Origin of the sequence: Ruminococcus sp. NATIVEDY160 (assembly GCF_045819885.1) — a bacterium.
Classification (GTDB): domain Bacteria; phylum Bacillota; class Clostridia; order Oscillospirales; family Acutalibacteraceae; genus Ruminococcoides.
Map to the genome: position 1 here is coordinate 983,662 of NZ_CP162391.1, position 13,785 is coordinate 997,446.

Below are 13,785 nucleotides of genomic sequence, written 5' to 3' on the forward strand. Positions count from 1 at the left end.
TTATCTCCTTTCTCAGATCCTGACGGGGATATTCTTGACCGCCAGATATTGCTTGAGCTGAGGGATAGGGATTTCTCCGAAGTGGAAGAGCGAAGCCGCGAGCACAGCGTCAGCCTTGCCCTCGGTAAACGCGTCGTAGAAGTGCTCGAGCGCGCCCGCACCGCCGCTCGCGATAACGGGGATATTCACTCGCTCGGAAACCGCTCTTGTCAGCTCGAGGTCATAGCCCTTTTTCTGGCCGTCCTCGTCCATGCTTGTGAGCAGAATCTCGCCCGCGCCGAGCTCAGCGCAGCGAAGCGCCCATTCAACGGCGTCGATGCCCATAGGAGTTCTGCCGCCGTTTATGTATACCTCCCAGCTGTCGCCGCTGCGTTTAGCGTCGATTGCCGCGACAACGCACTGGCTGCCGAATTTATACGCCGCCTCGCTGATAAGCTCGGGACGGTGTACAGCCGCGGAGTTTACTGACACCTTGTCGGCGCCCGCTCTGAGAAGCGCGTTGAAATCATCAACGCTGCGGATACCGCCGCCAACGGTGAAAGGAATAAAAATACTGTCAGCTACCTTTTCAACCATGTCGATGGTGATATTCCTCGAGTCGCTCGATGCGGTGATATCGAGAAATACAAGCTCGTCGGCGCCCTGAGCGTCATACTGCTTTGCGCATTCAACGGGATCGCCCGCGTCAACGAGGTTTACAAAGCTCATACCTTTTACGACCCTGCCGTTCTTGACGTCGAGGCAGGGAATAATTCTTTTTGCGTACATAATCAGCCCTCCACAATCGCAGCGAAGTTTCTCAGGATCTTGAGGCCTGTTTCGCCGCTTTTTTCGGGGTGGAACTGCGTCGCGAACACATTGTCCTTTTCCACCGCCGCGTCAATCATTACTCCGTACTCAGTCTGAGCCGCCACGATATCTCTCTCGTAGGCGTTGAGGAAATACGAGTGAACGAAATATACATACGGATTCCGTTCGATTCCCGTGAACAGTCTGCTCGAGGGGTTGATTTCGATGCTGTTCCAGCCCATGTGCGGGATTTTCAGTCCTTCTTTTTTCGGGATTTTGCGAATGCTGCCCGCGAAGATGTTCAGACCGTCAGCCTCTGGACTTTCCTCACTTGCAGGGAAGAGAAGCTGCAGTCCGAGACAGATGCCAAGGAACGGCTTGCCGCTGGCGATAAACTCCTTAACAGCCTCTCTGATACCGAGCTTTTCCATGTTGTCTACCGTGTCGCCGAAGGAGCCTACTCCGGGGAGAATAGCGCCGTCCGCTGACATGATCTCGTCTTTTTTATTTGTGATGAAGCAGTCGCAGCCGATATGCCTGAGCGCCTTGTAAACGCTCTGAATATTGCCTGCGCCGTAGTCGATAATTGCAATCATTTTACCGTCCTCCTTATCTTATATAATAATATTATCATAGTAAAAGTTCTTTTGCAACCAAAACCTTTAATAACGTCAGAAATCTTTCAGGGATTTGGAAATTTCCTTCAAAAAATATTGAATTCTGCAAGTGAGTGTGATAAAATGAAATACGTATGAGAATAAATTAAAGGAGTATCATAATAATGATAACACACCTTTTGACAAGAATAGATCTGATGATGAACAGCTTCTCGAAGGGACAGAAGCGCATTGCGCTGTATATCGAGGAGCATTATGATAAGGCGGCGTTCATGACCGCCTCTAAGCTCGGCGAAACCGTCGGCGTTTCCGAGAGCACAGTCGTCCGTTTTGCCACAGAGCTTGGCTACGACGGCTATCCGCGCCTGCAAAAGGCGATGCAGGAAATGATCCGCAACAAGCTCACCTCGGTTCAGCGAATTGAAGTCACCTCGAGCAGAATCGGCAACAGCAACGTCCTCGACAGCGTGCTCAATCAGGATATCGACAAGATCCGCCGCACGATCGAGGAAACCTCGCACGAGGACTTCAACCGCGCGGTCGACGAGATCTGCAACGCGAAGAGAATCTACATCTTCGGCGTTCGTTCCACAGGCGCGATCGCGGGCTTTCTGGCGTATTATTTTGAGCTGATTTTTGACAACGTGGTTCTGATAAATACAACCTCGGCGACCTCTACCTATGAGCACATTTTCCGCATTACCGAGGACGACGTTATGATCGGTATTTCATTTCCGCGCTACAGCTCGATGGCTATTGAAGCGATGGATTTCGCGCGTTCACGCGGAGCTCACGCCGTGGCTATCACCGACAGCATGGCGTCGCCGCTCGTGCAGTCCGCCGACTCGATACTGATCGCGAGAAGCGATATGGCGTCCATTGTCGATTCGCTCGTCGCGCCGCTCAGTCTGATCAACGCCCTTATCGTCGCGACCGTCCTCAAGAAGAAGGACGAGGTTTCGGAGACCTTCCACGCGCTCGAGGACGTATGGAATCGCGAGGGCGTTTATACCAACCACGACGAAAAGGCAGAGAAAAATGGTAAGTAAGAAGGTTCTTGTCGTCGGCGCGGGTGCTGCGGGACTTATCGCCGCAGGTACAGCCGCAGAATACGGCGCCAGCGTCACACTGATAGAAAAGAACCGGCGCGTCGGCAGGAAGATCATGATCACCGGCAAGGGGCGCTGCAACATCACAAACAACTGCGACGTCCAGACCTTTATCCGCAATGTTCCCGTAAACGGCAGATTCCTGTATTCGGCGATCAACCGATTTTCTCCCGAGGACACGATCGGCTTTTTCGAGAGTCTCGGCTTGCCGCTGAAAACCGAGAGAGGCAACAGGGTATTTCCCGTTTCCGAACGCGCGGTAGACGTTGTCGATACGCTGCGCGAATATGTATTGAACAGCGGCGTGAAGATAGTCAATGACACCGCCGTTGCATTGATTTTGGAGAACGGAGAAGCCCTCGGCGTTAAGTGTGAGGGACAGAGTTATTATGCCGACAGCGTTATCGTCTGCTGCGGCGGCAAGAGCTATCCGCTGACAGGCTCGACGGGCGACGGCTATCTTCTCGCAAAGCAGGCAGGTCACACCGTGACAGAGCTTAAGCCTTCACTCGTTCCGCTCGAGAGCAGCGACCACGAATGCAAATCGATGCAGGGGCTTTCGCTCAAAAACGTGTCACTAAAAATCATCAATAAAAATTCCAATAAAGAATTATACTCCGACTTCGGCGAGATGCTGTTTACGCATTTCGGTATCAGCGGTCCCATGGTGCTTTCCGCAAGCTCCCATATCCGCGATATTCCGCCGGATACCTACACGGCGGTGATCGACCTCAAGCCTGCCCTCGACAGCGAGCAGCTTGACCGCCGTCTGCAGAACGAATTCAAGGCAAACTCCAACAAGGACGTTTCCAATTCGTTCTCGAAGCTCTTACCAAAGAAAATCATTGTCCCCGTGTTAAAGCGCTGGGGAGTCCCGTTTGATAAAAAATGCAACGCCGTTACGCGCGAGGAGCGGCACGCCCTGTGCGCGATCCTCAAGGGCTTTACGGTTCCGATAAGCGGTTTCCGCCCGATAGAAGAGGCGATAATCACCTCGGGCGGCGTGAAAACCGACGAGATCAACCCAAAAACCATGGAAAGCAAGCTCGCAGCCGGGCTGTATTTTGCAGGTGAGGTGATCGACTGTGACGCGTACACAGGCGGCTTCAATCTTCAGATAGCATGGAGTACCGGCAGACTCGCGGGCGAGAATGCCGCAATATAGAAAGGAAGTTTTGTATGTCAACCGCAATCGCATTGGACGGCCCCGCAGGAGCGGGCAAGTCCTCTATCGCACGAAGAGCCGCTAATGAGCTCGGATATATTTACGTGGACACAGGCGCGCTCTACCGCACCGTAGGCCTTGCCGCTTCGCTCCGCGGCATTGAGCCTGTCGATTCTCCCGAGGTGGACAAGCTCCTCTCTGAGATCAAGGTTGAGCTGACCTTCAACGCTCAGGGTGAGCAGATCGTTCTTCTCGACGGCAGGGACGTTTCGGGTGAGATCCGCACTCCCGAGGCTTCAATGACGGCGTCAAAAATCTCTGCGATTCCCGCCGTAAGGGCGTATCTCCTTGATTTGCAGCGCGATATGGCAAAGACAAACGACGTTATCATGGACGGCAGAGATATCGGCACTGTCGTTTTGCCCGACGCTAAGGTAAAGATCTTTCTCACCGCTTCTCCCGAGGCACGCGCTCAGCGCCGCTATAAGGAGCTTATCGAGAAGGGCATGGACGTTAAATACGAGGATATACTTCAGGACGTTATTACGCGCGATTACAATGACTCCCACCGCGAGATCGCGCCGCTAAAGCCTGCCGAGGGCAGCGTCACTGTCGACACAACAGAGCTCGACTTTGAGCAGAGCGTCGACAAAATCATCTCAGTGATAAAGGAGAATCGCTGATGGCACAAAATAAGGTCTTATACACTATCGGCAAGGGTATCTGTATGCCGATTTTCAAGCTTTTTTACCGTTTCAAAACAATAAACGCCGATAATATCCCCTCAGAGGGCGGCGTTATCATAGCGAGCAACCATATCTCAAACTCCGACCCGCCGCTTCTGGGACTTTCCGCAAGGCGCAGGATGTACTTTATGGCGAAGGTCGAGTTGTTCAAGAACAAGTTTTTCGGCGCGCTTATCCGTGCGCTCGGCGCTTTTCCCGTTGAACGCGGCGCCGGCGACGGCAAGGCGATAAAGACGGGCGAGGATCTGATTAAAGAGGGCAACGTCATGACTATCTTTATCGAGGGCGGACGTACAAAGACAGGCGGCCTCATGCGTCCGCGAAGCGGCTGCGCGCTTGTTGCCCAGCAGATGCAGGTTCCTGTTGTACCCGCGTGTATCACGATCGTCGGCAACCCGAAATTCCTCTTTTCAAAGCGCGTGATCGAGTTCGGCGAGCCGCTGACCCCAGAAAAGCTCGGACTGACCGTCGACGGCGGCAGACGCGAGCTTAAGGACGCGTCAAATATGATAATGGGCGAAATCAAGAAAATGAGGGAGAGAGCTCTCAATGAGTATAAAAAAGGCTGATTCGGCGGGCTTCTGCTTCGGAGTGAACCGCGCGATAAGCATGGTAAAGGATCTGGTTGACCATGACGTCAAGGTTTGCACCCTCGGCCCGATCATACACAACATGGAGGTCGTCCGCGAGCTCGAGCAGCATGGCTGCCGTCCCGTCGAGAGTATCGGCGAGATAAACGAGGGCGAGATTCTTGTTATCCGCTCGCACGGCGTTCCGAAGACTGTTATCGACGAGCTCGATAAGAAGGGTATTGAGTATCAGGACGCGACCTGTCCCTTTGTAAAGAAGATCCACCGCATCGTAAGCGAGGTAGTCGTTGGGGAAGAGGTTGTTCTGATCGCCGGAAATGCGAGCCACCCCGAGGTCAAGGGTATCATCGGCAACTGCAAAACCGATTGTTATACATTTAACAATGAAGGTGAATTGGACAACTTGCTTATAAATATTCTGAAAGAGAATAATAAATTGGTAAAAGTTGTGGCACAGACAACATTTGACACAAAAGAATGGAAAAAATCTGTAAAAAAGATAAAAAAACTATGTACAAATTCAAAAATATTTGATACAATATGTAATGCTACGTCAGTTAGGCAGAGTGAAGCGGATGAAATAGCCGCTCAGTCGGACTTTATGGTAGTCATAGGCGACCGCCACAGTTCCAACACAGCCAAGCTTTTTGATATATGCAAACGCAGATGCGGGAACACGGTGCTTATCGAAACTGCCGCCGAGCTGGATATGAATCAGGTTCGCGCTGCCGAGAACATAGGCGTAACTGCAGGTGCTTCAACGCCTGCAAAGATAATAAAGGAGGTACTGGATACAATGAGTGAAGAAATCAAATCCGGTGAAACAACAAATTTAGAAGAATCTTTTGAGGAGCTGCTTGAAGAATCCCTCAAAAACTTAAATACAAATGAGAGGGTAATGGGTACTGTCATCAGCATTGCGCCGAATGAAGTACAGGTCGACGTCGGCAGAAAACAGACCGGTTTTGTTCCTGTGTCTGAGCTGTCAAATGATCCCAGCGCGAAGCCTGAGGACATCGTCAAGGTTGGCGACGAAATCGAGCTTCTTATCATGAAGACAAACGATCAGGAAGGCACCATCATGCTTTCCAAGCGCAGAGTAGACGCGCAGAAGAGCTGGGAGGAGCTTCAGGAGAAGGTTGACTCTCAGGAGATCCTTACAAGCAAGGTAACAGAGGCTGTCAAGGGCGGCGTAATCGTTCTTTACAACGGCGTAAGAGTATTTATCCCCGCTTCACAGGCGACTGCGAGCCGTGACGAGAGCCTTGAGGATCTCGTAGGTCAGGACGTTGACTTCCGTCTTATCGAGGTTTCACAGCGCGGCAGATACAAGAGAGCTATCGGTTCTATCCGCAGCGTACTCAAGGAGCAGAGAGCTGCTCAGCGCGAGGAGTTCTGGAAGAACTGCGAGGTTGGCAAGCGCTACACAGGCGTTGTCAAGTCTCTGACAAGCTACGGCGCGTTCGTAGACCTCGGCGGCGTATTCGGCATGATACACATTTCCGAGCTGTCCTGGACACACATCAAGCACCCCTCAGAGGTTGTTAACGTAGGCGACACCGTTGAAGTTTACGTTAAGGACATCAACGAGGAGACAAAGAAGATTTCTCTCGGCTTCAAGAACGCCGACGACAATCCCTGGGAGATCCTCAAGAGAGATTATCCCGAGGGCACCGTTGTTAACGCAACCATCGTTGGTCTTACCACCTTCGGCGCGTTCGCTAACATCATACCCGGCATCGACGGTCTTATCCACATCTCACAGATCGCCAACAAGAGAATCGACAAGCCCGCTGACGTTCTGTCCGTAGGCGACACAGTTGAGGCTAAGATCACCGCTATCGACTTTGACAAGAAGCGCGTAAGCCTTTCCATGAGAGCTCTCCTTCCCGAGGACGAGCAGGCTCCCGTTAAGGCTGCCGCTGAGGTCGCTGAGACTGTTGAGGAGGCTCCCGCTGAGGAAGCTGCCGACGCTGAATAATTACATATTTTAAGGTTATTCTAATGCGGTAACTTCCCTGCGGAGGTTACCGCGTTTTGTTTCTAAGAAGGAGGGAAGAGCATGACGCCAAAGGAAGAATTTATACAGATTTATAAGGAAAACATAACCCGCAAGGGCGCTGACGAGCTGCTTGAGTGGCTGCAGCGCACGGATTTCTTTACCGCACCCGCGAGCGCGCGCTATCACTGTGCCTGTGAGGGCGGACTTGTTATCCATTCCGTCAGTGTGTTCAACACAATGATGGAGAAGCATTTTGACGAAGAGACCGACAGCGTTGAGAGCTTTGCGATCTGCGCGCTTCTGCATGATCTGTGCAAGGCGCAGTTTTACAAGGTGTCCACCCGCAACGTCAAGAACGAGCAGACAGGTCAGTGGGAGAAGGTGCCGTATTTCGCAATCGAGGATCAGTTCCCGTACGGCCACGGCGAGAAGTCCGTATTCCTGATCGAGCGCAAAATGCGCTTGAAAATCGAGGAAGCTATGGCTATCCGCTGGCACATGGGCGAGTTCGGCGACAAGAACAGCAACGTCATCAGTCAGGCGTATGATAAATATCCCCTGGCTGTAAAGCTGCACCTCGCGGACCTGGAATCGACCTTCCTTCGCGAAAAAGGCTATTCTCAGGTAAAATAAACTTTCGGGGCGGTCTTTACCGCCCTTATTTACAGGTGATAAAATGCAAAAGCAGGCTGCCAGGAGCAGAATTGACGAGCTTGTAAAAACGCTCGAATACCACAATAACCTTTACTATAACCAGGACTCTCCCGAAATCTCTGACTACGAGTACGATATGCTGTTGCGCGAGCTGGAGAATCTCGAAGCTGAGTTTCCCGAGTTCCGCTCGCCGGACTCTCCGACGAACAGAGTAGGCGGCAGTGCGGGCGAGAAGTTCTCGCCTGTTGTTCACGCAGTACCTATGGAGAGCCTACACGACAGCTTTTCCGAGGAAGAACTGCGCGATTTTGACCGCAAGGTGCGCGAGGTCGCACCAGCCGCGAGATATGTAGTCGAGCCTAAGTTTGACGGCCTTTCCGTTTCCTGCGAGTACCGAAACGGCGTGTTTACGCGCGGCTCAACAAGAGGCGACGGCACTACGGGCGAGGACGTGACCGATAATCTCATGACAATAAAAAGCCTTCCGAAGCGTATCGCGAACGCTCCTGCGTTCCTCGAGGTTCGCGGCGAGGTGTATATGTCCTTCAAGAGCTTTGACGAGCTCGTCAGGAGGCAGGAGGAAAACGAGGAGAAGCCCGCCAAGAATCCGCGGAACGCCGCAGCAGGCTCTCTGCGTCAGAAGAACGCCAAGATAACCGCCGAGCGCGCGCTCGATATATTCGTATTCAACATTCAGCAGGTCGACGGCATGACGCTGACCTCTCACCGACAGAGCCTTGACTACCTCTCGGAGCTTGGCTTTCCGACTTCGTTCTACACCGTCTGCGACACTATCGACGAGGTGATTGAGGAGATACGCAAAATCGGCGACAACCGCGGCGAATATGACTACGCTATCGACGGCGCGGTCGTAAAGGTGGACGACTTCTCTGTGCGAGAGCAGCTCGGCAGCACCGCGAAGTACCCGAAATGGGCGGAAGCCTACAAATATCCGCCCGAGGAGAAGCCGACAAAGCTGCTCGATATTGAAATCAACGTCGGCAGAACGGGCGTGCTCACTCCCGTGGGAATCTTTGAGCCTGTGCTTCTGGCAGGCACAACCGTCAGCCGCGCGACTCTGCACAACAGGGATTTCATCGAGGAAAAGGGCATCTGCGTCGGCGATACCGTCATTATCCGCAAGGCAGGCGAGATCATTCCCGAGGTTCTTTCTGTCAGCGAGCACGCCGAAAACGCCGTGCCGTTTGAGTTCCCGAAGGTCTGTCCCTCCTGCGGAAGTCCCGTTTCCCAGGACGACGAGGCGGCTATCCGCTGCACAAACACCGACTGTCCCGCACAGCTTACGCGCCACCTGATTCACTTTGTCAGCCGTGACGCTATGGACATCGACGGCTTGGGGCCTGCGGTTCTCGAGCAGCTTATCGCCGAGAACCTTATCAAGTCGCCTGCGGATCTGTACCGCCTGACCGCTGACGATATCATCGCTCTCGACCGAAAGGCTGAAAAGTCTGCCAATAATCTGATAGCTGCGATAGAGAAGTCAAAGGATAACGAGCTGTACCGCCTTGTTTTCGCCCTCGGAATCCGCAATATCGGTCTGAAGGCGGCGAAAATCGTCTGCGAAAACTTCCTCACTATCGACGATATCATGAATGCGAAGGCTGAGGATTTCGAGAAAATCGACGGCTTCGGCAGTATCATGGCTCAGAGCCTTGAGAACTATTTCGGACTTGAGAGCACAAAGGAACTTGTTTCACAGCTGAAGGAGCTCGGGCTCAAGATGAAGCCCTCCGAACAGAGAGCGTCGGGCGGCATCTTTGAGGGCAAGACCTTTGTCCTTACGGGTACTCTGCCTACGATGAAGCGCAGCGAGGCGTCAAAGTTGATCGAGCAGCACGGCGGAAAGACCTCGTCCTCCGTTTCCAAGAAAACCTCGTACGTCCTCGCGGGAGAGGAAGCCGGCAGCAAGCTGACAAAGGCTCAGACTCTCGGCATTCCTGTCCTCAGCGAAGATGAATTTCTGAAAATGATAAACGACTGATTATATGACCTGTCTTAAACGGCAGGTCTATTTTTTTGCCTGTCCGCATAGAATTAACTGTAGTCAAACGAAAGGAATGATAAGCATGAAGGAAGATTTATTCCGTTACCGTCAGGCGCTTTCCTGTCTTGCACAGCCCTTGCGCGGCTATTTGCTCGACAACGGGAATGTGCTTGCGGATAAAATCACCGAAGTCCGCCTCAGGGTCAACCGTCCTGTCTGTGTTCAGTGCACGTCAGAGCGGCTGTATATCACAGCTTCGGGCAGGCTCAGCCCGTTTTATTCCGACTCTCTGCTTAAAGCGGACAGGCAAATGCTCGAGAGCGCGGTACATACAATCTGCGAGTATTCGGTTTACAGCCGCCAGAATGAGATATCCGAGGGCTTTGTCACACTTCGCGGCGGACACAGAGCAGGCATCTGCGGCACCGCTGTTATGCGCGGCGGCGTGATCTCAAACATCCGCGATATCAGCTCGCTCAACCTTCGCTTTGCCCGTGAGGTGCGCGGCTGTGCGGATAATTTGCTCCGAAGGATTTCGAACATAAAGAGCGGCGTTCTTGTCTGCGGTGCGCCGAATTCCGGCAAGACCACCTTTATCCGCGACCTCGCGCGGCAGCTGTCATACAGATACAAAATCTCGTTGATTGACGAGAGATATGAGCTTGCCGCCTGCGTCGGCGGTGAACCTCAGAACGACGTCGGCTTGTGCGACGTTTACTGCGGCTACCCGAAGGCTGCGGCGATGATTCAGGCGGTGCGGAGTATGTCGCCCGAGATAATAATATGCGACGAGATAGGCTCCGCTGAGGAATTTGACGCGCTTGCCGAGTGCCGCCGCTGCGGAGTTTCGGTTATCGCGACGGCTCACGCGGAGAACGCTGACAGCATGATCTTCGGGCAGCTTCTCGATACAAATGCCTTTTCGACCGCTGTTTTCCTGAAGGACAGAGAGGTGTCCGCAGTTAAGAGCCTCGGTGAGCGCCGTGCCGCTTAAAATTTTTGGCTGTCTGCTGCTTGTCGCGGCGGCGTTTTCAACGGGTGCGCTGCTCTCGAAAAGGCTGTACAGGCGGCGCGACTTTCTGAACCGCTTCAAGACCTTTTTGCAGGCGCTCAAAACTCAGCTGCGGTTTCACGGCGGAGATATTTTTTCGCTTGTAAACTCCTGCATAGGGCAGTCACAGCTTCCGATGATGTTCGTGAGTGACGAGAAGCCGTTTGAAATCTGCTGGAATGAAGCCGCTGAGTGTATCCCGCACTCGTTTTCGCTGACCGGTAACGACATCGCGCTCATTCGTGACTGCGGCTCACAGCTCGGCAAGACAGACCTTGAGGGACAGCTGAGTCATCTCGGGCTGATCGAAGCGCGTCTGGATTCTCTTATCGCGGAAGCCGGGGAGAGCATCGGCAAAAAATCAAGACTATATAAAACCATGGGTTTCTTCGTCGGGGCGTCGGCGGCGATTCTCCTGTTGTGAGGTTTATGATGGACGTTGAGTTGATTTTCAAAATAGCGGCGGTCGGCATAATCGTGGCGGTGCTGACACAGCTTCTGATCCGCAGCGGCAGAGAGGAGCAGGCTATGCTGACTTCTCTTGCAGGGCTTATCGTGGTTCTGACGCTAATAGTCAGCCAGATAAGCGGCTTGTTCAAGATGATAAAGCAGCTATTCGGATTCTGATGAATATTCTCAGTGTCTGTGTGCTGGCGGTGGTAACGGTCATTTTTATCGCCGCTCTGCGCCCGAAAAACGCCGAAATCGCTCTGCTTCTCGGGGTTGGCTGTTCGGTGCTGATACTCGTCTTTGTGCTCTCACAGGCGCAGTCAGTCGTCAATACCGTCAATTCCATTGTCGCCGCCGCGCAGATAAGCACGGGATATATCGCGATTCTGCTTAAGGTCATCGGAATCTGCCTTGTCACGGAATTCGCCGTCAACACCTGCCGCGACGCGGGCAGTCAGGCGCTTGCAGGCAACGTTTCGCTCGCGGGCAAAATCCTCGTCACCGTCACCGCCTTGCCGCTGTACGCGGATATTCTCAACGCCGTCATAAAATTATTATCATATTCATGAAGAAGTTAATTATTATTCCTGTTTTTATCATAGCCGTCTGCGTTTCCGCTTTTTCCGTCCGCGCGGAGGAGATAAATTACGATATGTCGGGGATATACGACAGCCTCTCGGACGACGCGAAGGCACATATGCTCTCGCTCGGCGCAGACAGCGCGGACGCATCAGACCTATCTGATTTGTCCTTTGATACCGTCTTGGCGGAAATAGGGAAGATGGCTGCCGAGAATCTCGGCTCGCCGCTGAGGGGTCTGATTTCGATTACCGCGATGCTCCTGATCTGCTCAATGCTGACAGCATACAAGGGTTCGCTGAGTACCGATATGGGTACAGCACTCGATATCATCCTTGCACTTTGTCTCAGCGCGGCTGTGGCTATACCCGCGGCTGAGCTTATCAAGACCGCGGGAGACGTGATCGTCAACGCCTCGAATCTCATGCTCGCGTACATACCCGTCACAGCGCTGCTTCTGACCGCGTCGGGCAGTATCGCGGGGTCTGCCGCCTACTACGCGTCCATCATCGGCTTGGGCGAAGGAGTTTTACAGCTCAGCTCGCGTGTGATAATCCCGTTTATGTACATGCTCCTCGGTATCTGTATCGCGGGCGGCGTTTCTTCGGGAGTTAACCTCGGCGGCTTTTCAAAAACGCTCTCAAAAGCTTCAAAATGGCTGCTGGGCTTTATGATGGCGCTGTTTTCGGCTGTTCTCGGTATCCGTCAGGTGCTTTCTAACTCGCTCGACAGCGTATCCGGCAGAGCCGCGAGATTCGCCGTCAGCTCTTTTGTACCGGTTGTCGGCTCCGCGATCGGCGAGGCTCTCAAAACAATTCAGGGCAGCGTTTCAGTGCTCAAATCGGGCGTGGGAGTGTTTGTTATTATCGCCTTGGCGGTGACCTTCCTGCCGCTGCTGCTGCGCGCAATGCTATGGATATTCACCCTATGGATTGGACGTTGTGCTGCCGATGTGATGAACCTGCCGCAGGGCTCGAGAATGCTCGGCGGCTTGTCTGAGGTGCTGTCTGTCCTCGTTGCCCTGCTTATATGCGTTATGACAGTCTATCTGATTTCCACCGCACTTGTTTTTACGATAGGAGGGAGTCTGTGAATGGACTGTCCGCCGCTGTTGTTACCGCCTGTGCCGCTTCTCTTATCGGCGCTGTGGTGTCGGGCTTTGTGACCGACGGCGGCATCAAGAAAATCCTCGGGCTTGTGCTCGGCGCGTTCACGATATGCGCGATGATCGTTCCCGTGAGCCGTGCCGCGTCGGATTTCTCCGTTAATATAGAAAATCACCAATCCTACGGAGAGCTGACGGCGACCGCCGACGAAGCCTGCCAGAAGCAGCTTGTCAACACGACAAGACAAAACCTCGAGGTTACCCTCAACGCTATTCTCAACCAGAACGGCATCTATCCGGAAAAGGTTGAGGTGATCCTCGCTTTTGCGGACGAGAACAGCATAATTATCTCTCAGGTCAGCATATATATCAGTAACAGCGATATTTCACAGACGGCGAAGATCTCTCAGCTAACCGAACAGAGCTTTCAGATCAAGCCCGATATTATCAGGAGCGAAGATGAATGAAGTAAAAATCAAAGAGAAGATCACAAAGCTCGCTGACAGCGGCATGCTTAAAAAAATCATATTCATCGCGGGAATCGCGGGAATCGCCCTGATTTTACTCTCGAGCGTAGATTTTTCCGCGTTCTCGCACAAAGAAAGGGATGAGGAGTTTTCGGTAAAGACCTACAGCACAAAAATAGAGAGCGATCTTGAATCGGTCATATCCAAAATTCAGGGCGCGGGAAAAACCAAGGTGCTGCTGACGATTGAGAACAGCGTTGAGTACGTCTATCTCGAGGACAGCACCACAAAGACAAAGGAAGTTGAGCCGCTTATTCGCGGAGTGCTTGTTGTATGTGAGGGCGGTGACGAGCCTGTTGTGGTCGAGCGGATTACCGAGGCGGTAACAAAGGCGCTCGACATCTCGACGGCAAAGGTATGTATTACAAAATTATCAGAATAAAGGTCGGTAATGCT

General features: G+C 52.8%; 16 protein-coding genes. 14 read left to right on the forward strand and 2 right to left on the reverse strand.

Features of this window, described 5'->3' with window-relative positions; genetic code table 11:
- Window positions 1-12: 12 nt before the first annotated feature.
- Window positions 13-768: an imidazole glycerol phosphate synthase subunit HisF gene (hisF, locus tag AB1I49_RS04815; protein WP_316609862.1), complete on the reverse strand. Its 756-nt coding sequence runs from the start codon at window positions 766-768 to the stop codon at window positions 13-15.
- A gap of 2 nt (window positions 769-770) precedes the next feature.
- On the reverse strand, window positions 771-1,385 hold the full coding sequence (gene hisH, locus AB1I49_RS04820) for an imidazole glycerol phosphate synthase subunit HisH (protein ID WP_316609863.1): 615 nt from the start codon (window positions 1,383-1,385) through the stop codon (window positions 771-773).
- Between the two features lie 185 nt (window positions 1,386-1,570).
- On the opposite strand from hisH, the gene AB1I49_RS04825 reads away from it, so the two are divergent.
- The 14 genes from AB1I49_RS04825 (at window position 1,571) to AB1I49_RS04890 (ending at window position 13,771) form a co-directional block, all read left to right on the forward strand.
- Window positions 1,571-2,455, forward strand: a complete 885-nt coding sequence (locus tag AB1I49_RS04825; RefSeq protein WP_316609864.1) for a MurR/RpiR family transcriptional regulator — start codon at window positions 1,571-1,573, stop codon at window positions 2,453-2,455.
- Window positions 2,445-3,680, forward strand: coding sequence for a BaiN/RdsA family NAD(P)/FAD-dependent oxidoreductase (locus AB1I49_RS04830; RefSeq protein WP_316609865.1), 1,236 nt, complete (start codon window positions 2,445-2,447; stop codon window positions 3,678-3,680). The genes AB1I49_RS04825 and AB1I49_RS04830 overlap by 11 nt, the downstream gene beginning before the upstream one ends.
- A gap of 14 nt (window positions 3,681-3,694) precedes the next feature.
- Entirely contained in the window at window positions 3,695-4,363 is a 669-nt protein-coding gene (cmk, locus tag AB1I49_RS04835; RefSeq protein WP_407721533.1) for a (d)CMP kinase, read from the forward strand.
- Complete coding sequence (locus AB1I49_RS04840; protein ID WP_407721534.1) at window positions 4,363-4,995, forward strand: lysophospholipid acyltransferase family protein; 633 nt, start codon at window positions 4,363-4,365, stop codon at window positions 4,993-4,995. Before cmk ends, AB1I49_RS04840 begins: the two co-directional genes overlap by 1 nt.
- A complete protein-coding gene (locus tag AB1I49_RS04845) occupies window positions 4,976-6,997 on the forward strand; it encodes a bifunctional 4-hydroxy-3-methylbut-2-enyl diphosphate reductase/30S ribosomal protein S1 (RefSeq protein WP_407721535.1) in 2,022 nt (673 codons plus the stop codon). Before AB1I49_RS04840 ends, AB1I49_RS04845 begins: the two co-directional genes overlap by 20 nt.
- Window positions 6,998-7,078: 81 nt before the next feature.
- Window positions 7,079-7,651, forward strand: coding sequence for a hydrolase (locus AB1I49_RS04850; protein ID WP_316610204.1), 573 nt, complete (start codon window positions 7,079-7,081; stop codon window positions 7,649-7,651).
- A 43-nt stretch (window positions 7,652-7,694) separates the two neighbouring features.
- Window positions 7,695-9,674, forward strand: coding sequence for an NAD-dependent DNA ligase LigA (gene ligA, locus AB1I49_RS04855; RefSeq protein WP_316610206.1), 1,980 nt, complete (start codon window positions 7,695-7,697; stop codon window positions 9,672-9,674).
- An 85-nt stretch (window positions 9,675-9,759) separates the two neighbouring features.
- Entirely contained in the window at window positions 9,760-10,671 is a 912-nt protein-coding gene (locus tag AB1I49_RS04860; RefSeq protein ID WP_316610208.1) for an ATPase, T2SS/T4P/T4SS family, read from the forward strand.
- The gene (locus AB1I49_RS04865) at window positions 10,661-11,152 is read left to right on the forward strand and encodes a stage III sporulation protein AB (protein WP_316611796.1); all 492 of its coding nucleotides are present in this window, start codon (window positions 10,661-10,663) and stop codon (window positions 11,150-11,152) included. Before AB1I49_RS04860 ends, AB1I49_RS04865 begins: the two co-directional genes overlap by 11 nt.
- A gap of 8 nt (window positions 11,153-11,160) precedes the next feature.
- Window positions 11,161-11,355, forward strand: a complete 195-nt coding sequence (gene spoIIIAC / locus AB1I49_RS04870) for a stage III sporulation protein AC (RefSeq protein ID WP_316610237.1) — start codon at window positions 11,161-11,163, stop codon at window positions 11,353-11,355.
- A complete protein-coding gene (locus tag AB1I49_RS04875; RefSeq protein ID WP_316611795.1) occupies window positions 11,355-11,747 on the forward strand; it encodes a SpoIIIAC/SpoIIIAD family protein in 393 nt (130 codons plus the stop codon). Before spoIIIAC ends, AB1I49_RS04875 begins: the two co-directional genes overlap by 1 nt.
- On the forward strand, window positions 11,744-12,850 hold the full coding sequence (locus tag AB1I49_RS04880) for a stage III sporulation protein AE (protein WP_407721536.1): 1,107 nt from the start codon (window positions 11,744-11,746) through the stop codon (window positions 12,848-12,850). The genes AB1I49_RS04875 and AB1I49_RS04880 overlap by 4 nt, the downstream gene beginning before the upstream one ends.
- Window positions 12,847-13,329 (forward strand): hypothetical protein, encoded by a 483-nt coding sequence (locus AB1I49_RS04885; protein WP_407721537.1) that lies wholly within the window; start codon window positions 12,847-12,849, stop codon window positions 13,327-13,329. Before AB1I49_RS04880 ends, AB1I49_RS04885 begins: the two co-directional genes overlap by 4 nt.
- Window positions 13,322-13,771 (forward strand): SpoIIIAG-related protein, encoded by a 450-nt coding sequence (locus AB1I49_RS04890; RefSeq protein ID WP_316610217.1) that lies wholly within the window; start codon window positions 13,322-13,324, stop codon window positions 13,769-13,771. Before AB1I49_RS04885 ends, AB1I49_RS04890 begins: the two co-directional genes overlap by 8 nt.
- Window positions 13,772-13,785 lie beyond the last annotated feature (14 nt).